Source organism: Arsenophonus endosymbiont of Apis mellifera (genome assembly GCF_903968575.1).
In the GTDB taxonomy this organism is placed as follows: Bacteria; Pseudomonadota; Gammaproteobacteria; order Enterobacterales; family Enterobacteriaceae; genus Arsenophonus; species Arsenophonus apicola.
This window is the reverse complement of record NZ_CAJCFU010000029.1, coordinates 52,533-73,445: the sequence shown is the minus strand read 5'-3', so window position 1 is coordinate 73,445 and position 20,913 is coordinate 52,533. Positions and strand designations below refer to the sequence as shown.

Below are 20,913 nucleotides of genomic sequence, written 5' to 3'. Positions count from 1 at the left end.
TAAATCACATAACCAAACGGCGAATATCACTCATTAACTGTGCAATACGAGTGACGAAACGCGCGCCGTCTGCACCATCAATAACACGATGATCAAAAGAGAGTGACATAGGTAATATCAGACGTGAAATAAATTCACTACCATTCCATACTGGTTTCATTGATGAGCGAGATAGCCCCATAATAGCCACTTCTGGCGCATTAATAATGGGTGTAAAACTCGTCGTCCCGATACCACCTAAACTAGAAATGGTAAAGCTGCCACCTTGCATATCAGACGCAGTCAACTTGCCGGCACGTGCTTTCTTCGATACTTCCATCAATTCTTTTGAAAGCTCGATAATGCCTTTCTTATTGACATCGCGAATTACAGGAACAACTAAACCATTTGGTGTATCAACGGCGATACCAATATGAACATATTTTTTCAATGTTAATCGCTGGGCATCCTCAGAAATGGAACTATTAAAACGAGGCATTTCTTCTAATGCTCGAGCAACCGCTTTCATGACAAAAACTAATGGTGTAATTTTTATCCCCGTTTGCAACTTTTCCATCTCTTTATTCTGCTGCTTACGGAAAGCTTCTACTTCTGTAATATCAGCATCTTCCATAACGGTCACATGCGGGATCATTACCCAGTTACGACTCAAATTAGCACTAGATATCTTTTGAATGCGACCGAGTTCAACTTCTTCAACTTCACCAAATTTACTAAAATCAACTTTTGGCCATGGTAGCATGCCAGGCAAACCACCCGCCGTTGTCGCTCCGGCCTCAGAATGTTTTACCGCTTCTTTCACATAAGCCTGAACGTCTTCACGCAAAATACGGCCTTTACGTCCAGTTCCGTTTACCTTAGCCAGATTGACCCCAAATTCACGCGCTAAACGGCGAATAACCGGCGTTGCATGCACATACGCATCATTTTCAATAAATTCATTCTTGGTCGCAGAAACATCACTTACCTTAGCCGCGGATGAGACTCGAGATGGCTCAGAAGATGGAGCCGCTGATTTGGTTGCTATTTCAGCGCTGCTCGTTTCCGCACTAGCAATTGGCGAAGCTGCGGTAGCATCAACTGCAAAAATCATAATAAGTGAACCAGTTTTAACTTTATCACCTTTTGCAATTTTGATCTCTTTGACTTCACCAGCAAACGGTGCAGGCACTTCCATCGATGCCTTTTCGCCTTCCACAGTAATGAGTGATTGCTCAGTGGAAATTTTATCACCAACGTTAACCATTACATCAGTAACTTCAACTTCATCATTACCAATATCCGGTACAATAACTTCCTTTAATTCACTTTTTACTCGTTCTGCATCTTTGCTATCTGCTTTATCCGAGTTTGGGCTTGCATCTGTGGCTATTTTAGCACTAGCTTCCGGCGCTTTTTCCGCTGTATCAAAAACCATGATCAATTTGCCAGTTGCCACTTTGTCACCAACAGCGACTTTAATTTCTTTAACAACCCCAGCCTGTGGTGACGGAACTTCCATTGACGCCTTTTCACCTTCTACGGTAATTAATGACTGCTCAACATCAACTTTATCGCCCACTTTTACCATAATTTCGGTAACTTCAACTTCATCTGCACCAATATCAGGAACGTTAATTTGAATAGACATTGATTTTACCTCTTATGCCAGACGCGGGTTAATTTTTTCTGGGTTGATGTTGTATTTTTTGATGGCTTCATCCACCAATTTTACATCTATTTCACCACGTTTTGCTAATTCACCCAACGCCGCTACTACTACATAGGAAGTATCAACCTCAAAATGATGACGGAGGTTTTCACGGCTATCTGAACGACCAAAACCATCAGTACCCAAAACACGATAATCACTTGCCGGAATGTAGGAACGAATTTGTTCTGCAAATAATTTCATATAATCTGTTGATGCAACTGCAGGCGCATCATTCATAATTTGAGCAACATAAGGTTCACGAGGTTTATCAGATGGGTGTAACATATTCCAGCGTTCACAATCTTGTCCTTCACGAGCTAATTCGGTAAATGACGTTACACTATAAACATCAGAACCAATACCGTACTCACTAGACAAAATTTTTGCCGCTTCGCGAACGTGACGCATCATCGAACCCGATCCCAATAATTGGACTTTGCCTTTTTTGCCATTTAGTGATTCAAATTTATAAATACCTTTACGAATACCTTCCTCAACACCAGCAGGCATCGCTGGCATATGATAATTTTCGTTCAAGGTAGTAATATAGTAGTAAACATTTTCTTGTTTCTCACCATACATACGAACTAAACCATCATGCATAATAACAGCAACTTCATAAGCATAAGCTGGATCATAAGAGATACAGTTAGGTATGGTTAGTGACTGGATATGGCTATGGCCATCTTCATGCTGCAAACCTTCACCATTCAATGTAGTACGCCCCGAAGTTCCGCCAATCAGGAAGCCACGCGCTTGCTGGTCTCCCGCAGCCCATAACAGATCACCAATACGCTGGAAGCCAAACATGGAATAATAAATATAAAATGGGATCATTGGCAGGTTATTTGTGCTATATGATGTAGCCGCAGCTAACCAAGAGGCACCAGCACCCAATTCATTAATACCTTCTTGAAGAATTTGACCTTTTTCATCTTCTTTGTAATAAGCAACTTGTTCGCGATCCTGAGGAGTGTACTGTTGTCCATTTGGACTATAGATCCCAATCTGACGGAATAAACCTTCCATACCAAAAGTACGTGCTTCATCAGCTATAATTGGCACTAGACGATCTTTAATTGAGTTATTTTTTAACATTACGTTCAAAGCACGTACAAATGCGATCGTAGTAGAGATTTCTTTATTTTGTTCGGCCAATAATTGGTTAAAATCTTCTAGACTAGGAATATCTAATTTTTCATCAAAGGTCGGATTTCGGGCTGGTAAATATCCGCCTAATGCCTGACGACGCTCATGCAGATATTTATATTCATCTGAATCTTCTTTAAAAGTAATAAAAGGCAATTTTTCTATTTGATCATCCGCTACCGGCACATTAAAGCGATCACGGAAATAACGAACTCCTTCCAGGTTCATTTTTTTCACCTGGTGGGCAATATTTTTACCTTCGGCAGTATCGCCCATGCCATAGCCTTTAACCGTTTGAGCTAAAATGACAGTTGGCTTACCTTTAGTGTCTTGCGCTTGCTTAAAAGCGGCATAGACTTTTTTCGGATCATGACCACCACGATTTAACGACCATATTTCATCATCGGTCATATCCTTGACGAGTGCACTTGTCTCAGGATAACGATTGAAGAAGTGTTCACGAACATAAGCGCCATCTTTAGATTTAAATGTTTGATAGTCACCATCTAAAGTTTCATTCATCAACTGAATAAGTTTACCTGAAGTATCTTTGCGCAATAATTCATCCCAGCGGCCACCCCACAGGACTTTAATGACCTGCCATCCTGCACCGCTAAAGATACCTTCTAATTCATTAACAATCTTACCATTACCAGTAACTGGCCCATCAAGGCGTTGTAAGTTACAGTTGATTACAAAAACAAGGTTATCTAACTTTTCACGAGTCGCAATTGTGATAGCGCCTTTCGATTCAGGCTCATCCATTTCACCGTCACCAAGGAAAGCATAAACTGTCTGATCTGCAGTATCCTTTAAACCTCGGTGTTGTAAGTATTTTAAGAATTTTGCTTGATAAATAGCACCAATTGGGCCTAATCCCATCGACACTGTCGGAAATTGCCAAAACTCTGGCATCAATTTAGGATGAGGGTAAGAGGAAAGACCTTTGCCACCAATTTCTTGCCGGAAATTGTCCATTTGCTCTTCAGTGAGACGGCCTTCCAAAAATGCACGTGCATAGATACCAGGCGAAATATGTCCTTGGCAATAAACTAAATCTCCACCATTTTTATTGTTTTTTGCCTTGAAGAAGTGATTAAAACAGACTTCATATAAAGTTGCAGAAGACTGGAAGGAAGCCATATGACCACCTAACTCCAGATCTTTTTTAGAAGCTCGTAAAACCGCCATTACAGCATTCCAACGAATCGCAGAGCGAATACGACGCTCTAAATCCATGTTGCCTGGATAATCAGGCTCATCCTCTACGGAAATAGTGTTGATATAATCACAGTTTCCAGAACCCGCTGCGATATTAACGCCGCCCTTACGTGCTTGTTGTAATACTTGATCAATAAGATACTGAGCACGATCAACACCTTCTTCACGGATGACCGATTCGATCGCCTGTAACCAGTCGCGAGTTTCGATCGGATCCACGTCATTCTTCGACATATCTGACATGGTCTATTCCTTATCTATTATCTGTTTCTAATATAGTTACTGAGCCATCTTTTGAACATATTTACTAAACCAGAAAGAAGAACAAAAGATAGTTCCTATTGCCGCAACTTTGTCTCTAAAAAATCAGAGCAGTAATGCAGACGCAGCAACAAAAATCTGCACTACTCAATTAAATTTTGGGATTGATGTACTCGACGTAAAGAACGCTCACGACGTGTATGCTCACGACTGATGTCCAGCAAAATCTCCTCAATAAAGGCTAAATGACGATGTGAAGCTTCCTGTGCTTTTTCAGGTTCACGTGCGATAATTGCTTCAAAAATTTGAGTTCTATGTTTACTTACTGCTGCATGCATTTCTTTACGTGTATATAAACACTCAAAATTTTGTCTAATATTCTGCTCTAACATTGGAAGCATACAACGAAGTATATGGAGTAATACCACATTATGCGCCGCTTCAGTAACAACCAACTGATATTGCAAAACAGCCTCGACTTCAGCATTAACATCCCCACGCTCTTGGATATCTTGAATTTGTAGATGACTTATCTTAATTCGGGCCAGATCCTCATCTGTTCCTCTTAAAGCAGCATAATAAGCCGCAATACCTTCAAGTGCGTGACGCGTTTCCAAAAGATCAAATTGTGATTCCATATGCCCAGATAATAACTGGGTAAGCGGATCACTAAAGCTTTGCCATAGATTTGTTTGGACGAATGTACCGCCACCTTGTCGGCGAAGAAGAAAACCTTTTGCTTCTAGCTTTTAAATCGCCTCACGCAAAGAAGGACGAGAGACATCAAATTGCTTTGCCAACTCGCGTTCAGGTAGCAATTTTTCTCCGGGGCGCAATATTCCTTCAAGAATTAAATGCTCAAGTCGCTGTTCAATGACATCAGATAATTTAGGTTGGCGAATTTTGCTATAAACCATATTTACAATAAGCCACTTATATTTTGCGTAAATATTTATTTAACACTACCAAAGTCAATTGGTAATACCAATTTATCCTAGATGTACATAAAGTAACAAAGTATTCACCAGCTGTCCATAAAAGCTTAAATTTAACCTTAAAAAACTTGTACTTTTTGATAAGGATTTTTAAAAAATCAAAAAAATTATATTTTCAGTCTGTTTTTAAGCAGTAATATTAAATTTCCTATATATATAATTAATCAGCTGAAACGTTAATATTTGCACTTAATTAAATAATAAATCAATTTAAGTGAATAAAAATTTAATATAGCAACTAAAAACTCAACAAATTTTTATAATTGATATTAATGTTTTTCAGTGAAAATGATTGATCGAATTGATGTTAAAGAATACTTAATTCGAAAATAGATAAAGTAATTAAAAAAGTTTAACTAATGTCAGTATATTATCTTGGTATTTTTACAAGTTAACGTATTGAAATACTTAACCACATAATATTGACTTAAGCAAAACTCATTGCTATATCATTATTTTGCCTGAATAAATAGCTAAGATATTTTAGCAATATCATCCAATGGCTGATTAAGTCTCATAGAAAGATCTATAGCTGTTATATTTTTTGTTAATGCGCCAACAGAGATATAATCTACACCTGTCTTAGCATACTCTTTTAATGTTTTTAGCGTGATATTACCAGATACTTCGAGAGCCACCCTTCCCTTAGCAATCATTACCGCTTCTTTCATCATAGGAATAGTAAAGTTATCCAACATAACGATATCGGCTTTTGCTTCTACAGCTTCAATCAATTAATTTATATTTTCAACTTCAACTTCAATAGGAACACTTGTATGCGCTAAACGCGCTTTTTTAATTGCCGAAGTAATATTACCTGCCGCAATAATATGATTTTCTTTAATTAAATAAGCATCAAATAAGCCTAACCTATGATTAAAACCACCGCCACAAAGTACTGCATATTTGAGCGCAGCCCTTAAACCAGGAATGGTCTTACGCGTATCTAACAACTTTACATCTGTGCCTTGTAATATCTCAACATAACTAGCTGTTTTGCTAGCAACACCTGATAAAGTTTGAAGGAAATTAAGCGCAACCCTTTCAGCGATTAACAGTATATGGGCATCGCCTTCGATAGTACAAAGCATCTGACCAGATTTAATTTTATCGCCATCACTGACCTGCCATCTAAGCTGAACAGATTGATCAAGTTGTTTAAATATTTCCTCTACCCAACGCATTCCACAAAAAATACCATCTTCCCGAGTAATTATTTTAGCAATAGCCAACTGATTTTTTGCAAGCAGCTGTCCACTAATATCACTCTCTATATTTATACTCCCGCCTAAATCCTCCTGTAATGCGAAAGTAACATTGGCAGGAATATCTTGATGTAAACGTTCTAATAATTGTTCCTTACGTCGCTCCATATCATGATTGATAAGTACCATTACAACTCCTCAATATTTACAGTAATAAAATATTACTAACTTGTACTCCACACTATCGTATAAATATTTCTAGTAAATTTTTGATTAATTTACTTCAATCTAATAAGTTACTACAACATAGAAAATCTAAATAGAGATTTTTACTGTACAATTAATATAAATACCTTGCTAATAAAAATTCTTTATCTTAAAAGAAAACAAATAATATATTTTACAAAATATATGACAAACATATATATTCAAAATTAGCTAGCATGAATTGTTATTTACTCCTGTCATAAGCAAACTTACAAATGATGACTAATATTAAAAAATTTATTCCATTAAAAAATAACCAAACTAATTATTTGTGAATTTGCTCGAATTTATTTTTTTTATTTTCAACATAAAAAAATAATATTTAGAACAATATTCTAATATTTCATTTTCTCATTGTTATTTTTTCCTACCATTGCGCATCATCACATTACCTTCAATCGATAATGGAAAATATGATGAAACAACAAGGATTTTCTCTAATGGAAATAATGGTTGCAATTGCAATTATTGCAGTTCTTAGTGCAATTAGTATTCCAAGCTACAAAAGTTATATGCAAAAAGCCTCTCTAACTGACATGTTGCAATTTATTGTGCCTTATAAAATGCATACCGAACTGTGTGGATTTGAAAATGGACATTTTACAGGTTGCCACAATGGCGTATCTTCAATTCCAACAAATAAGACCGGAAAATATGTTAGTGATATTGAAGTGAAAGATGGAACAATTAAAGTTGTGGGTACAAAATCACTGAAAGATTTAACAATAACGTTAGATCCGACATTATCTACAACAGAAAATCAAGTGAGCTGGAAAGTTTCTTGTGAAAGTACAGATTCCGGATTAAAAAAACATTGTGCAAACACTTTCAGATTCTAAATAATGGGCTCTATTATGACTTACATAACAGCTATTCCCAAAGATTTTAATATTATCGAAAATGAATTAAAAAAACTTTGTTATCGTCACGATATTGTAATGATCGAATTCAATTCAAAAAAACTTTCCATTGCCAGTTATAAAAAACCTAATGACGAACTATTAACAGCATTACGTTTTATTTCTAGTGTTCCTGTTTGTTATGATATTTGGCCAAAAGAAAAAATTGAGCATTATTTTAATCGTTGTAATCATGAAGTTGAAATACAAGAAGAACCTATACGTTATGATCCTGCAATCAATAATGAAGACAAACCTAATTCACCAGCAGTAAATTTTGTCGATTATCTTATTGCATCTGCCATTGAAAAACGAGCATCAGATATTCATATAGAGCCATTTAAGACCGGTATTAAAATCCGTATTAGAGTTGATGGTAAATTATTTTATGTTCCTTCTCCACCAGTCGAAAATTGTGCAGAAATATTTGCTCGATTAAAAATATTAGCAAAATTGAATATTGCAGAAATGCGCCTACCTCAAGATGGGCAACTTGAATGGATAAGCCATGATATCCACTATGCTATCCGTATTTCAACCTTACCAACACTTTATGGTGAAAAAATAGTTTTAAGGATATTAAATACTAAAAACCATTATTCGTTAGAACAATTAGGTATAAAAAATAATTTCCTTTCTATTTTAAAACAAAAACTTTCTCTGCCACAAGGAATGATTCTTGTTACCGGTCCAACAGGAAGTGGCAAAACCGTAACACTTTATAGCTGTCTTGAATACCTTAATCACAGTGAATTAAATATTTCAACGATTGAAGATCCCGTTGAAATCCCGATAAAAGGGGTTAATCAAATTCCTGTAAACGAAAAAATAGGTTTAAATTTTTCAACTATCTTAAGAGCATTACTTCGCCAAGATCCTGATATTATTATGGTAGGTGAAATACGAGATCAAAAAACAGCCGAAATTGCTATAAAAGCCGCTCAAACTGGGCATTTAGTATTATCAACACTCCATACAAATTCAACCAAAAGCACATTAGAACGACTAGAAAATTTAAGCATATCACCACATTTGATAAATTCTTGCGTAAAGTTGATTATTGCTCAGAGACTTGTTAGAAAATTATGCCCTAGTTGTAAACGTCATGAAAAAAATCCTATTACTATTCAATATGATAATATTCAAACTGAAATTACTACCTGGCAGGCTATTGGGTGCGACCATTGTTTCGGTGGCTATTTAGGTCGAACCGCAATTTATGAATTTTTAGAGCTTAAAGAAGAAACTCTAGCTACACAATTTTATCAGCTACCAGTAAAAACAGAAAAAATACCTTTCGTTAGTTTATTTGCGTCTGGGTTACTTCTAGTTAAAGCCGGCATAACAACACTAAAAGAAGTGTATGAAGTAACAGGACAGGAGATAATTCAGTGAATTTTATCTATATATATCGAGCAATTAACACACAGGGAATATTAATAGAAAATTATAAAATATCTCATTCTAAACAGGAGGTTTTTGAATATATTCTTAGAAATAATTTAATACCTATTTCAATTAAAATCAGAGAAATAGCACTATATACCACAAAAATTCTTAGCTATCGCTTGCATTTTATGTATCAACTTAGTGTATTACTTAAATCCAATATTTCTTTAATTCAAAGTCTAAATATTATTCAAAAAGAATGTAATATGCCCGTCTGGAAATGTATATTAGCAGAAATCATTAAACGTATTAAACAAGGAGAAACATTCTCTTCGACTTTAAAACGTTATCCTAAACTTTTTCCAGAAATAATTTATCGCCTAGTAGAAATAGGTGAGCATACCAATAATCTCGAAAAAAATTGCCAACTTATTTACCAACAATTTCAACAACAACAAATATTGAAACAAAAAATAACTAAAGCACTACAGTATCCTTGTATCATTTTAATTATTGCTTCAGTAGTGGTTTCATTAATGTTTTTTTTCGTTTTACCTGAATTTAAAGCAATATATCAAACATTTGATGCGGAGCTCCCCATAACAACTAGATTGCTTATTACCATTTCTGATAAAATTGCTGACAATTTTTTGTATATCGTTGTTATCATAGTTTTTATTTTTAGGTTATTTTATATATAGGCAACATTCGCCAAATTTAATTAAACGAGAACAAAAGTTTATCCTACATTTGCCATTACTCAACAAAGTTATTGCTTGGCAACAACTTTACTATTTTTTTCAAACTCTCCATATTACACAAAAATCAGGATTAACATTATTAGAAGGATTCGAGTATGTATTAAAAACACTAAAACATCCCGTTTATCATGATGCTATTCATTCTGTATATCAAAAAATTCAGCGAGGTATTTCTTTTAGCGAAAGTATAAAAAGAGAAAAACTATTTCCATATCTATGCTTGCAATTTATTACTGCCGGAGAATTATCAGGCAATTTAACATTATTTTTAGAAAAACTAGCTAACTGGTATCAAGATAATCTGCTTAACTATGTTAATAATAAGATAAAATTAATTGAACCAATGCTAATACTAATACTCGCAGTTGTAATTACTGGATTATTATTCACTATGTATTTGCCGATTTTTAATTTAGGTAATATTATTTCTTAAGTAAACAATGTAACAATAAAATAAAAATATTATTATGTTCAAACCCGTTATGATAAAGCTAAAAAAATTAACGGCCTTTACTTGGAATTTGCCCTTTAAATTTATTGAAAGAGAGGATGCATGAGCTATATTGTTGCTCTGACGGGCGGGATCGGAAGCGGAAAAAGCACCGTTTCAGATAAATTTGCATCCTTAGGAGTGCCTATTATTGATGCAGACGTCATTTCAAGGCAAATTGTTATGCCTAATACTTATGCCTTAAACATGATAAAACAACATTTTGGTCCAACTTTTCTCAATAACGATGGCTCTTTAAATCGCGCTAAGTTAAGAAAAAAAATATTTAGCGATTCGATAGAAAAAAACTGGTTAAATGATTTGCTTCATCCGTTAATACAGCAAGAAACACAACGTCAGTTAACTTTACTTGACTCCCCTTATGTAGTTTGGGTTGTTCCGTTATTAATTGAAAATAATTTAGCACACCTTGCTAACCGAGTGTTAGTCATAGACGTAACACCAGAAGAACAGATAGCTCGTATAATAAAGCGTGACAGAATTAGTCAGCAAGAAGCAAAAAATATTTTATCTAACCAAGTTAGCCGAACAAGGCGCTTACAAAAAGCCGATGATATAATTAATAATCACGATAACAACTTAACACTTGATGAAACTATAGCGAAATTACATCAAAAATACTTGCAATTAGCTATGAATGCTTCTCAGGAAACACATAATGAGTAATACTATTTCTACCATTATTTATGAACATCCATTAAATGAGAAAATGCGCTCTTGGCTGCGCATGGAGTGTTTACTTCAGCAGCTTATTGACTTGAAAAACATCAACTCATTAGCTACGGGATTAGCTTTTTTTCGTGCCGTTTCCGAATTAATCGAAGTATTAGATCGTAGCGATATACGTGCAGACATTATTAAAGAATTAGATAAACAAAAAAATAAACTTAATCAATGGTGCAGTGATCCTAATGCAGATAAAACATTGATTAAAAATCTTCTAAGAGAATTGCAAGAAAATCTCACATTATTAAGAGAAGCGCCACGTATTGGTCAGCACTTACGGCAAGATAAAGTTATTAGTATTGCTCGCCAGCGTTTAAGTATACCCGGAGGTTGTTGTAGCTTTGATTTACCGGCCTTACATTTATGGTTAAATACTCATAAAAAAGAAATTGAGACTAGAATTAACTTTTGGATTGATGGCATCCTTCCATTACGTTCTGCTTTAAATATGCTATTAAATTTGATCCGTAAGTCTAATACATTCACCAATCAAAAAAGTTATAATGGCTTCTATCAAGGTAGTGTAGAAAATGCTGATCTGATCCGAATAAAATTACCGATAAATTTATCGTTATATCCTCAGATTTCTGGACATAAAACACGTTTTGCAATCCGCTTCTTACATGAAGACAGTGAAAATGGTATTGTACCCGATGAATTACCATTTAAATTAGCCTGTTGTTAGGAGCCATTATGCCAGATAAGCTCACGGTAAAATGTCCAACTTGTCATAAAATTGTTATTTGGCAAGAGAGTAGTCCTTATCGTCCTTTTTGCAGTAAACGTTGTCGATTAATCGATCTTGGTGAATGGGCTGGTGAAGAAAAAAGGATCTCAAGTCAACGAAATATTTCTGAAATAGATGATTGGAGTGAAATCTCCGATGATCCTCACATTAAAAAATAAATTTAAAAATTAAAAACACTATGCGCTTATCTACATCATTACATCACTCTTACGTACAATGATTTGATGAACTTATTTATTTTAACTTATCTGTGAGATAAGCATCTCAAATCACATTATTGATTAACATATCAACAATTACTTGGTTAGCAGGTGGAAATTCTTCAGCTACCAGTAATTTTTGTAAAAGCCAACGTGAAGATTGGCCTTCTTTTCCATAAGGCTGGCAATCCCATTGATCCACAAGAAAAAAATGCAACGTTATTTTACGATCTGGAAATTCATGTTCAACAACCTGCAACAATTGACTGTTAATAACATCTATCCCAATTTCTTCTTTAAGCTCACGCAACAAAGCTTCTACCGGTGTTTCACCAACTTCTAATTTACCACCAGGAAATTCCCAAAAACCACCCATATGTGAATTAGCTGCCCGTTGGGTAATAAATATTTCTTGTTGTGCATTTCTAATAATACCAACAGCGATCTGTAATTGTTTTTTTTCCATAAAATAATTTAATTACTTTTTAAGTTGTACAGTAAAAGAGCGGATAGATTCTCCGCTCTTATTTTTAATTGTTTAAACAACTGAAATCTAACCTAAGCTACCATGACAATGCTTATATTTTTTACCTGAGCCACATGGACAAGGTTCATTGCGACCAATTTTTTGGCCTTGAGCCGCCATTTGGGCTTCCGTTTTTGACATCAATGATTCATTTTCAATTTCATGGCTAAGGCGCTGCTTTTTCATAAGACGTTCAGCCTCGTCACGTCTTTGCTGATCAAGTAAAGCAACTTCTTCTGGTAATCGAACTTCTACTTTGCTTAATGTACTAATTACTTCATATTTTAGAGTTTCTAACATATTTGCAAACATACCAAAAGATTCACGCTTATATTCCTGTTTTGGATCTCTTTGGGCATAACCTCGTAAATGAATACCCTGGCGCAAATAATCCATTGCAGCCAAATGCTCTTTCCATAATGTATCAAGAGTTTGTAGCATGATGCCCTTCTCAAAATTACGCATCATTTCGCTCCCAACAATTTCCTCTTTTTCCTTATAAGCTGCAATCGTTTTTTCTAGAATACGTTCACGCAAGGTTTCTTCATGTAATTCCGGTTCTTTATCCAACCACTCCTGAATAGGTAATTCTAAACTAAAATCACTGCTTAACCGCTTTTGCAGACCATCAATATCCCACATTTCTTCCAAAGATTGGGGAGAAATGTAAGCATTAATAGTTGCGGTTATAATATCTTCACGAATACTATCAATTGTTTCACTAACATCACCACCGTCTAATAGATCATTGCGCTGTGAATAGATAGCTCGACGCTGATCGTTAGCAACATCATCATATTCTAAAAGTTGTTTTCGAATATCAAAGTTACGGCTTTCAACCTTACGCTGTGCATTGGCAATGGCTTTTGTTACCCAAGGATGTTCAATCGCTTCACCTGGTTTCATACCCAATTTACGCATCATGCCTGCCACTCGATCAGAGGCAAAAATACGCATCAACGAATCTTCCATTGAAAGATAAAAACGGGATGAACCGGGATCACCTTGGCGTCCAGAGCGTCCGCGTAATTGGTTATCAATACGGCGAGATTCATGGCGTTCAGTACCAATGATATGCAAACCCCCAGCAGCAATTACCGCCTCATGACGCTTTTGCCATGCTGTCTTGATTTTATCAATTTGCTCCTGGCTAGCATCCTCAAGTTTATTGATTTCTGCCTGCCAACTGCCTCCTAATACAATATCTGTACCTCGGCCTGCCATATTAGTGGCAATAGTCACTGAACCTGCCTGCCCTGCTTCAGCAATAATATCTGCTTCCATCTCATGAAACTTAGCATTTAAAACATTATGCGCAATTTTAGCTTTAGTGAGTTCCCGAGAAATTAGCTCTGATTTTTCTATTGAAATAGTACCTACTAATACGGGTTGGCCTCTGCTAGTGCATTCTCGAATATCATCGATAATGGCAGCAAATTTGTCCGCTTCAGTCATATAAACTAAATCAGGTAAATCATTACGTATCATCGGACGATTAGTTGGAATAACAATGGTATCCAATTTATAGATAGATCTAAATTCAAAAGCTTCGGTATCAGCGGTACCGGTCATACCCGCGAGTTTTTCATATAGCCGAAAATAATTTTGGAAGGTAATTGATGCTAATGTCTGATTCTCATTTTGGATTTCAACACCTTCTTTTGCCTCAACGGCTTGATGCAATCCATCTGACCAACGACGTCCTTCCATTGTGCGTCCAGTATGTTCATCAACAATAATAATCTGGCCATCTTTAACAATATAATCTACGTCTCGGCTGAAAAGTGCATGAGCACGAAGGGCTGCCATAACATGATGCATAAGCATAATATTAGCTGGAGAATAAAGTGACTCGCCCTCTTCCATTAAATTGGCTTTTGCTAATAATTGTTCAATTAATTCTAAACCGCGTTCTGTCAAGGTAACTTGACGCGATTTCTCATCAACAGAAAAATGCCCTTCACCTTGAAAAGTATCTGAATCTTCTTTTTCTTGCTGCTTAAGATGAGGAATTAATTTATCCACTTTCTTATAAAGATCTGAACTATCTTCCGCTGGTCCTGAGATAATCAATGGGGTACGAGCTTCATCAATTAAAATAGAATCAACCTCATCGACTAATGCATAATGCAGTTTACGCTGCACACGCTCTTCTGGACTAAAAGCCATATTGTCACGCAGATAATCAAAACCATATTCATTGTTAGTCCCATAGGTAATATCCGCGGCGTAGGCTTCACGCTTCATTGTCGCAGGCATACCTGGTAAATTAATGCCAACGGTCATACAAAGAAATTCAAACAGTAGTCGATTATTTTCTGCGTCACGCTTAGCCAAATAGTCGTTTACAGTTACAATATGAACACCCTTACCCGATAAAGCATTTAAATATGCAGGTAATGTGGATGTTAATGTCTTACCTTCACCAGTACGCATCTCTGCAATACAGCGCTCATTAAGTACCATACCACCTAGCAACTGAACATCAAAATGCCGCATATTAAACACACGTTTACTGGCTTCGCGAACGGTTGCAAACGCCTCAGGGATCAAATCATCTAATGTTGCTCCTGATTTAAGGCGCTGCCGAAATTCATCAGTCTTGGCTTTAAGTTCTTGGTCGGAAAATTTTTCAAATTCAGGCTCTAACTTATTAATAATATCAACAAATTTACCTAAACGACGTAAAGTACGATCATTACGACTACCAAAAATTTTTGTTAGTAACTTAGTTAACATAAATATTTTTTCTCAATTAAGGCGGTGCTCTTATTAAAATCCGCCTATATTATTTGGTTTCAACCAATATAATTAATATATTTAGTTGAACAACGGTTGCTATAAAAATCAACAAAAGTCTATGAAATTCGTGTTAAGGTCCAGCCCGAATACCCTGACCCCAGGCAACCCATAGCGCAGTTTGGTAGGCAATGTGATAAGAAGATTGTGTTAATGAATTGGTGAAATTTTGCTCATTAGGATAAAAAACACTCAAATTAACCATAGAATAAAGAGTGTCGAGCATATTATAAAGTGAGATTGGTTTGTTACGCGCACTTAAATTGGCATCCAATTGCTTTTTGGTCTCATGAGCTGAGAAAACAAAAGTTAGTTGGCGGATCATATTTCGTAAAGCATGCTGATGCCAATAATTTGCACCGCAATTATAAAAAATACGATACTTACTGACTGCCAGTAGATGATCTAATGCTAAATTTTGCTGATAATGTGGTAATAATTGGCTAGTATATGACATATTTTCAGTCACTTTTGCCAAAGTTGTGGGTATGCCAATACTGGCCGTTACAATACCTAATAGCAAATGCGGCCAAAAATATCGTTTACCAAAATGTCGCCAAAGATCTAATATATTCATTGAATATCATATAATATAAGACTTGGAGTAAAAAAATGCGCGATAGTTATCCCCAATCTCTAAATATTTTGTTAAAAGAAAACAACTTTGATTCAAATACCTTACAAACTATTCAACAGCGCGCACAGGCATTAATTAAACTCAATAATACTGTTATCAGCCTACTTCCTGTTGAATTAAAAGCTTGGTGTCGAGTCGCTAATTATCGTCAACATATTCTCATTCTAGAAGTTACCAATGCTAGCCGAAAAACACGATTAAGCTATGAACTTCCTACGCTACTTTCAACATTACGTAACACTATTTTACCATCTTTATCTTCAATCAACATAATGATTAATCCATCATTATCATCTAAAAATTCAGAAAATTGCTTATCAATTCAGCAAATAGCTATAAAACCATCAAAACAGATAATAAGTAAACTAAGCAAAGAGAGTGCAAAGACAATTCGTAACCTGGCAAAAAGAAGTCCAAAAAAACTAAAGGAAAAATTAGAGCAGCTAGCTGCATTGGCCGGAGAGAGTACCAAAGCAACTAGCAATAAAGATTAATTTTGAGTAAAAAACATCAACGAAAGTAATGTAAGAGAGACAATAGTCCATTGATGTATCATTGATAGAATATCCTGCTTAAAATAATATATCTCAGATTATTATTGTCGAAGGTGTTTTAAATGCAACAGGCATTTCAGATTCATCTTCGAACGTTACCATATCCCAAGCAGATTCAGCTGCTAAAACAGCTTGCAATAATTTATTATTCAATGCATGGCCTGATTTATACGCGGTAAAAGCACCAATGATATTATGACCACACATAAATAAATCACCAATAGCATCTAGCATTTTATGACGCACAAATTCATCCTCAAAACGCAAGCCATCTTCATTTAATACGCGATAATCATCAACAACAATCGCACAATCAAAGCTACCACCTAAACATAACCCTTTAGATTGTAAGTATTCAATATCGCGCATGAAGCCAAAGGTACGCGCACGACTAATATCTCTAACAAAAGATTTTGCCGAAAAATCTAGTTTATAACGTTGAGTACTACTATTAATAGCAGGATGATTGAAATCGATAGTGAAATCTAAGCTAAATCCGTTATAAGGCGCTAGCTCAGCCCATTTATCACCATCTGTAACTCGGACATTTTCTTTAATACGAAGAAATTTCTTGGCACTGTTTAACTCTTCAATACCTGCATCTAACAATAAAAATACAAAAGGTGCAGCACTACCATCCATTATCGGGATTTCTGGTGCATCTACCTCAATGATAATATTGTCAATTCCTAGCCCTGCTAATGCAGCATTCAGATGTTCTACCGTTGAAATACGTACATCATCTTCATTGACCAAGCAGGTACATAGCATGGTATCACGTACTGATTTTGCCTCAGCCGGGAAATCAACCGGTGGATTTAAATCTGTACGGCGGTAGATGACCCCGGTATTTGCCGGTGCTGGACGCAATGCTAAAGTGACTTTCTTGCCAGTATGTAAACCGACGCCCGTCGCTTGAACAATACGTTTTAGTGTCCTTTGTTTGATCATCGTTTTTTCTCACATCGTTAACTGTCTTGCTAACCCTCACTCCAGGATTAGCAAGATATTCTAGCACAAAAAGCAGAGAAACCAATCAATTGTTAACTAATCAGCCTGTTTTCTTAAAAAAGCTGGAATATCGAGATAGTCCGGCTCCTTGTTTGACGGCATATTTTGTTCATTCACCACTTTAGCCGCAGTTTTTTCCTCCGTTAACGGAGTCATACCTGGCATTGTGCCTTGCATCTGTTGATAACGCTGCTCTAGCGATGATTTTTGGGCTGTTTTATTAGTCACCAATGTGATTTCTGGCCGCTTATCCATACCAATTCCTGTGGCAACCACGGTCACACGTAACTCATCATTCATTTCAGGATCCAGTGAAGTACCGATAACAACCGTTGCATTATCCGAAGCAAAGGCACGAATGGTATTACCCACTGTTTCAAATTCATCAAGCCGTAAATCAAAACCTGCAGTAATATTAACTAATACACCACGAGCGCCTGATAAATCGATATCTTCCAATAAAGGACTAGAAATTGCCATTTCTGCCGCTTCTTCAGCGCGATCTTCACCGCGTGCCACGCCAGAGCCCATCATGGCATAACCCATTTCAGACATGACGGTACGAACATCCGCAAAATCCACATTCATTAAACCAGGACGAGTAATAAGCTCAGCAATACCTTGAACCGCACCTTTTAGCACATCATTTGCCGCACCGAATGCATCAAGCAAAGAAATACCACGTCCTAGCACTTTTAATAATTTATCATTCGGAATAGTAATCAACGAATCAACATGCTTAGACAGCTCTGAGATCCCTGTTTCAGCAAATGCCATGCGTTTTTTACCTTCAAAATTAAAAGGTTTGGTCACAACCGCTACCGTCAGGATACCAAGCTCTTTAGCAACTTCGGCCACAACAGGGGCTGCACCGGTGCCCGTACCACCACCCATACCAGCAGCAATAAAGACCATATCTGCCCCATCAAGCGCATTGCGCAAGGCTTCACGATCTTCTTCAGCGGCATTACGGCCAACTTCAGGATTTGCTCCTGCTCCCAAGCCTTTTGTAATACCATTGCCGATCTGAATAGTTTGTCCTACTGCTGTTTTACGTAATGCCTGAGCATCCGTATTAACAGCAAAGAATTCAACACCTTCGATGCGTTCACGCACCATGTGTTCAACGGCATTGCCACCGCCACCGCCAACGCCGATGACTTTAATCACCGCGTCATTGGTTAATTCCATTGGTTCAAACATAATCTCTCTCCGTTTTGTGCCTTATATAGAAGCGAAGATTTGCTTCTTACAAAATTAAAATTCTTTTCTCAGCCAGCTAGTGATTTTATGAAACCAACTACTCACTGATGTACGCTTATCCATTTCGGCTTCATTCCCAAGATGAGTCTGTTTGCCGTAATGCAGGAGCCCGACAGCTGTGGAGTAATAAGGCTCCTGTGCATAGTCCGTTAAACCAGTTATATTTAATGGCTTACCGATGCGTACCTGAGTATGAAATACTCTTTGGGCACATTCGACTAGACCATCAATTTGAGCACCGCCTCCTGTTAAGACAATACCCGCCGCCAGATGATGTTTAACACCTTGCTGACGTAATTGTTCTTGCAATTTCAAAATCTCGTCATTTACTAAGTTTAGCAACTCTGTGTAACGTGGCTCGATAACTTCCGCTAATGTTTGACGTTGTAAACTTCTTGGCGGCCGACCACCTACACTGGGTACCTCAACATTTTCGTCTTTACTAACAATAGTACCTAATGCGCAACCATGGCGAACTTTTATTGTTTCCGCATCGCTGGGGGGAGTACCAAATGCATACGCAATATCACTAGTGACGACATTACCTGCATAGGGGATAACCTTGGTATGACGCAGTGCACCACCAGTATAAACAGCTATATCCATGGTTCCACCACCAATATCGACGACACATACCCCCAATTCACGCTCATCTTCCGTTAAAACGGAATAACTTGATGCTAAACCAGCAAATATCAATTGATCTACTTTTAAACCACAGCGTTCAACTGCTTTGACAATATTTTTGGCCATATCATTATGGCAAGTAATCAGATGTACCTTGGCTTGCATACGTACACCTGAAAGTCCGACCGGATTTTTAATACCTTCTTGATAATCAATAGCATACTCTTGTGGAATAACGTGTAAAATTCTATGTTCATCACGAACCCGGACAGATTTAGCTGTATGAACAACGCTATCTACGTCATCTTGAGTAACTTCATCCTCAGAAATAGGCACCATACCTATTTCATTCTGGCAACTAACATGCTTACCAGAAAGCGCCAGATATACCGATGATATTTGGCAATCAGCCATCAATTCAGCTTGATCAATAGCTCGCTGCACACATTTAACGACAGATTCCAAATCATTTACGCCACCTTTATCCATCCCTCGAGATGGACAATTGCCGACACCAATAATATTTACCATTCCATCAGGCAGAATTTCACCAACTAGCGCAGAAACCTTGGAAGTTCCAATTTCAAGACCAACTACTAATTTTCTGTCCGTCGTTTTAATCATCGTTAATTTGCCTGTATCTGATCAATCAGCAGTCTCAAACTCTTTCAACTCAGTGTGTGGTAGATTCGGCTAAAAGTGGTAACCAACCTACTGCTGCACCGCTACCATATCGCAAATCTATATATCCAATACGTTTATCTGTCACTTGTTTTAATAGTGGATAAAGTTCAACAAAACGGTTTAATCGCTCTTTAATATCCTGTTTACCAATATTCAATCGAATATCATTGGCTAAAACTAATTGCCACGCGCGTCGTGCCGTCATCGATACTGATTTAATACTAAAATTATGTGGCGCCAGTTGCTGTTGCATTACTCGATACATCTCTAATACCTCATGCTGGCTAGCTTGTGGACCATATAACATCAGGAAATTACCTTTAACATTTAGTAATGCTGGTAAGCTAAAAACTGAGCCTTCTGCATTGATAAAAAAAGTATCATTCCATTTGGCATAAGGTTTATATTCTACTAGATGAATTTTTAGTTCATCCGGCCATTGTTTACGTACCGTAACTTGTCTTATCCACGGCATGGTTTTTATTTGATTCTGGATCGCATTCACATCTATAGTCATAAATGTACCCGGCATACCCAGTGCCAATATTGCTTTTCTAACATTATCATCACGGGTGTAATGGCGTTCGCCAGTGATCACCAGCTTGGAAATCGGTAATCGATTGACATCTTTCATCCAATTTAACACCATCCACCCACTCCATATAATAGTACCCAATACTATCAAGAAGAAAATAACGCCTGCCAAATAAGAACCATTACTTCGGCCACCATCGTTCCGATGCTCTTTAGACTCTTTATTCCGAACGTTCAGTGATGCCTGCGGCAT

Annotated in this window: 17 protein-coding genes and 2 pseudogenes; 8 read left to right on the top strand and 11 right to left on the bottom strand. The window is 36.8% G+C overall.

Features of this window, described 5'->3' with window-relative positions; translation table 11 throughout:
* Nucleotides 1-4 precede the first annotated feature (4 nt).
* From aceF to nadC, 4 genes and pseudogenes are all read right to left on the bottom strand, one after another.
* Nucleotides 5-1,630 (bottom strand): pyruvate dehydrogenase complex dihydrolipoyllysine-residue acetyltransferase, encoded by a 1,626-nt coding sequence (aceF, locus tag H1X92_RS02800; protein ID WP_180558746.1) that lies wholly within the window; start codon nucleotides 1,628-1,630, stop codon nucleotides 5-7.
* A 12-nt stretch (nucleotides 1,631-1,642) separates the two neighbouring features.
* Nucleotides 1,643-4,306, bottom strand: coding sequence for a pyruvate dehydrogenase (acetyl-transferring), homodimeric type (gene aceE, locus H1X92_RS02795; protein WP_180558745.1), 2,664 nt, complete (start codon nucleotides 4,304-4,306; stop codon nucleotides 1,643-1,645).
* Nucleotides 4,307-4,467: 161 nt separating this feature from the next.
* Nucleotides 4,468-5,241, bottom strand: a pseudogene (gene pdhR / locus H1X92_RS02790) (pyruvate dehydrogenase complex transcriptional repressor PdhR).
* Nucleotides 5,242-5,792: 551 nt separating this feature from the next.
* Nucleotides 5,793-6,713: pseudogene (nadC, locus tag H1X92_RS02785) on the bottom strand (carboxylating nicotinate-nucleotide diphosphorylase).
* 491 nt (nucleotides 6,714-7,204) lie between these two features.
* On the opposite strand from nadC, the gene ppdD reads away from it, so the two are divergent.
* The 7 genes from ppdD to yacG all read left to right on the top strand — a co-directional run bounded on the left by ppdD (nucleotide 7,205) and on the right by yacG (nucleotide 11,983).
* A complete protein-coding gene (ppdD, locus tag H1X92_RS02780; protein ID WP_225505826.1) occupies nucleotides 7,205-7,630 on the top strand; it encodes a prepilin peptidase-dependent pilin in 426 nt (141 codons plus the stop codon).
* A 15-nt stretch (nucleotides 7,631-7,645) separates the two neighbouring features.
* Entirely contained in the window at nucleotides 7,646-9,085 is a 1,440-nt protein-coding gene (locus H1X92_RS02775) for an ATPase, T2SS/T4P/T4SS family (RefSeq protein ID WP_180558744.1), read from the top strand.
* A complete protein-coding gene (locus H1X92_RS02770) occupies nucleotides 9,082-9,780 on the top strand; it encodes a type II secretion system F family protein (protein WP_180558743.1) in 699 nt (232 codons plus the stop codon). Before H1X92_RS02775 ends, H1X92_RS02770 begins: the two co-directional genes overlap by 4 nt.
* Nucleotides 9,781-9,829: 49 nt before the next feature.
* Nucleotides 9,830-10,273 (top strand): type II secretion system F family protein, encoded by a 444-nt coding sequence (locus tag H1X92_RS02765; protein ID WP_180558742.1) that lies wholly within the window; start codon nucleotides 9,830-9,832, stop codon nucleotides 10,271-10,273.
* Between the two features lie 120 nt (nucleotides 10,274-10,393).
* Complete coding sequence (gene coaE, locus H1X92_RS02760) at nucleotides 10,394-11,017, top strand: dephospho-CoA kinase (protein WP_180558741.1); 624 nt, start codon at nucleotides 10,394-10,396, stop codon at nucleotides 11,015-11,017.
* Nucleotides 11,010-11,762 (top strand): cell division protein ZapD, encoded by a 753-nt coding sequence (gene zapD, locus H1X92_RS02755; RefSeq protein ID WP_180558740.1) that lies wholly within the window; start codon nucleotides 11,010-11,012, stop codon nucleotides 11,760-11,762. The genes coaE and zapD overlap by 8 nt, the downstream gene beginning before the upstream one ends.
* A gap of 8 nt (nucleotides 11,763-11,770) precedes the next feature.
* A complete protein-coding gene (gene yacG / locus H1X92_RS02750) occupies nucleotides 11,771-11,983 on the top strand; it encodes a DNA gyrase inhibitor YacG (RefSeq protein WP_180558739.1) in 213 nt (70 codons plus the stop codon).
* Nucleotides 11,984-12,089: 106 nt separating this feature from the next.
* Here yacG and mutT read toward each other — a convergent pair whose 3' ends face one another.
* From mutT to secM, 3 genes are all read right to left on the bottom strand, one after another.
* Entirely contained in the window at nucleotides 12,090-12,491 is a 402-nt protein-coding gene (gene mutT, locus H1X92_RS02745; RefSeq protein ID WP_180558738.1) for an 8-oxo-dGTP diphosphatase MutT, read from the bottom strand.
* Nucleotides 12,492-12,578: 87 nt separating this feature from the next.
* On the bottom strand, nucleotides 12,579-15,290 hold the full coding sequence (gene secA, locus H1X92_RS02740) for a preprotein translocase subunit SecA (protein ID WP_180558737.1): 2,712 nt from the start codon (nucleotides 15,288-15,290) through the stop codon (nucleotides 12,579-12,581).
* Nucleotides 15,291-15,423: 133 nt separating this feature from the next.
* Entirely contained in the window at nucleotides 15,424-15,927 is a 504-nt protein-coding gene (gene secM, locus H1X92_RS02735; protein ID WP_180558736.1) for a secA translation cis-regulator SecM, read from the bottom strand.
* Nucleotides 15,928-15,962: 35 nt separating this feature from the next.
* On the opposite strand from secM, the gene H1X92_RS02730 reads away from it, so the two are divergent.
* Complete coding sequence (locus H1X92_RS02730; RefSeq protein WP_180558735.1) at nucleotides 15,963-16,481, top strand: DUF721 domain-containing protein; 519 nt, start codon at nucleotides 15,963-15,965, stop codon at nucleotides 16,479-16,481.
* Between the two features lie 93 nt (nucleotides 16,482-16,574).
* Here H1X92_RS02730 and lpxC read toward each other — a convergent pair whose 3' ends face one another.
* From lpxC to ftsQ, 4 genes are all read right to left on the bottom strand, one after another.
* The gene (gene lpxC / locus H1X92_RS02725; protein ID WP_180558734.1) at nucleotides 16,575-17,492 is read right to left on the bottom strand and encodes a UDP-3-O-acyl-N-acetylglucosamine deacetylase; all 918 of its coding nucleotides are present in this window, start codon (nucleotides 17,490-17,492) and stop codon (nucleotides 16,575-16,577) included.
* A gap of 96 nt (nucleotides 17,493-17,588) precedes the next feature.
* The gene (gene ftsZ, locus H1X92_RS02720; RefSeq protein ID WP_180558733.1) at nucleotides 17,589-18,755 is read right to left on the bottom strand and encodes a cell division protein FtsZ; all 1,167 of its coding nucleotides are present in this window, start codon (nucleotides 18,753-18,755) and stop codon (nucleotides 17,589-17,591) included.
* A 54-nt stretch (nucleotides 18,756-18,809) separates the two neighbouring features.
* On the bottom strand, nucleotides 18,810-20,066 hold the full coding sequence (gene ftsA / locus H1X92_RS02715) for a cell division protein FtsA (protein ID WP_180558732.1): 1,257 nt from the start codon (nucleotides 20,064-20,066) through the stop codon (nucleotides 18,810-18,812).
* Nucleotides 20,067-20,115: 49 nt separating this feature from the next.
* On the bottom strand, nucleotides 20,116-20,913 hold the full coding sequence (gene ftsQ / locus H1X92_RS02710) for a cell division protein FtsQ (RefSeq protein ID WP_180558731.1): 798 nt from the start codon (nucleotides 20,911-20,913) through the stop codon (nucleotides 20,116-20,118).

Bases quoted from the DNA above. Each gene is read 5' to 3' on its own strand.
- aceF (WP_180558746.1), bottom strand. From the start codon at position 1,630: ATGTCTATTCAAATTAACGTTCCTGATATTGGTGCAGATGAAGTTGAA.
- yacG (WP_180558739.1), top strand. From the start codon at position 11,771: ATGCCAGATAAGCTCACGGTAAAATGTCCAACTTGTCATAAAATTGTT.
- zapD (WP_180558740.1), top strand. From the start codon at position 11,010: ATGAGTAATACTATTTCTACCATTATTTATGAACATCCATTAAATGAG.
- secA (WP_180558737.1), bottom strand. From the start codon at position 15,290: ATGTTAACTAAGTTACTAACAAAAATTTTTGGTAGTCGTAATGATCGT.
- coaE (WP_180558741.1), top strand. From the start codon at position 10,394: ATGAGCTATATTGTTGCTCTGACGGGCGGGATCGGAAGCGGAAAAAGC.
- ftsQ (WP_180558731.1), bottom strand. From the start codon at position 20,913: ATGCCGCAGGCATCACTGAACGTTCGGAATAAAGAGTCTAAAGAGCAT.
- H1X92_RS02775 (WP_180558744.1), top strand. From the start codon at position 7,646: ATGACTTACATAACAGCTATTCCCAAAGATTTTAATATTATCGAAAAT.
- mutT (WP_180558738.1), bottom strand. From the start codon at position 12,491: ATGGAAAAAAAACAATTACAGATCGCTGTTGGTATTATTAGAAATGCA.
- ppdD (WP_225505826.1), top strand. From the start codon at position 7,205: ATGATGAAACAACAAGGATTTTCTCTAATGGAAATAATGGTTGCAATT.
- ftsZ (WP_180558733.1), bottom strand. From the start codon at position 18,755: ATGTTTGAACCAATGGAATTAACCAATGACGCGGTGATTAAAGTCATC.
- lpxC (WP_180558734.1), bottom strand. From the start codon at position 17,492: ATGATCAAACAAAGGACACTAAAACGTATTGTTCAAGCGACGGGCGTC.
- aceE (WP_180558745.1), bottom strand. From the start codon at position 4,306: ATGTCAGATATGTCGAAGAATGACGTGGATCCGATCGAAACTCGCGAC.
- ftsA (WP_180558732.1), bottom strand. From the start codon at position 20,066: ATGATTAAAACGACGGACAGAAAATTAGTAGTTGGTCTTGAAATTGGA.
- H1X92_RS02730 (WP_180558735.1), top strand. From the start codon at position 15,963: ATGCGCGATAGTTATCCCCAATCTCTAAATATTTTGTTAAAAGAAAAC.
- secM (WP_180558736.1), bottom strand. From the start codon at position 15,927: ATGAATATATTAGATCTTTGGCGACATTTTGGTAAACGATATTTTTGG.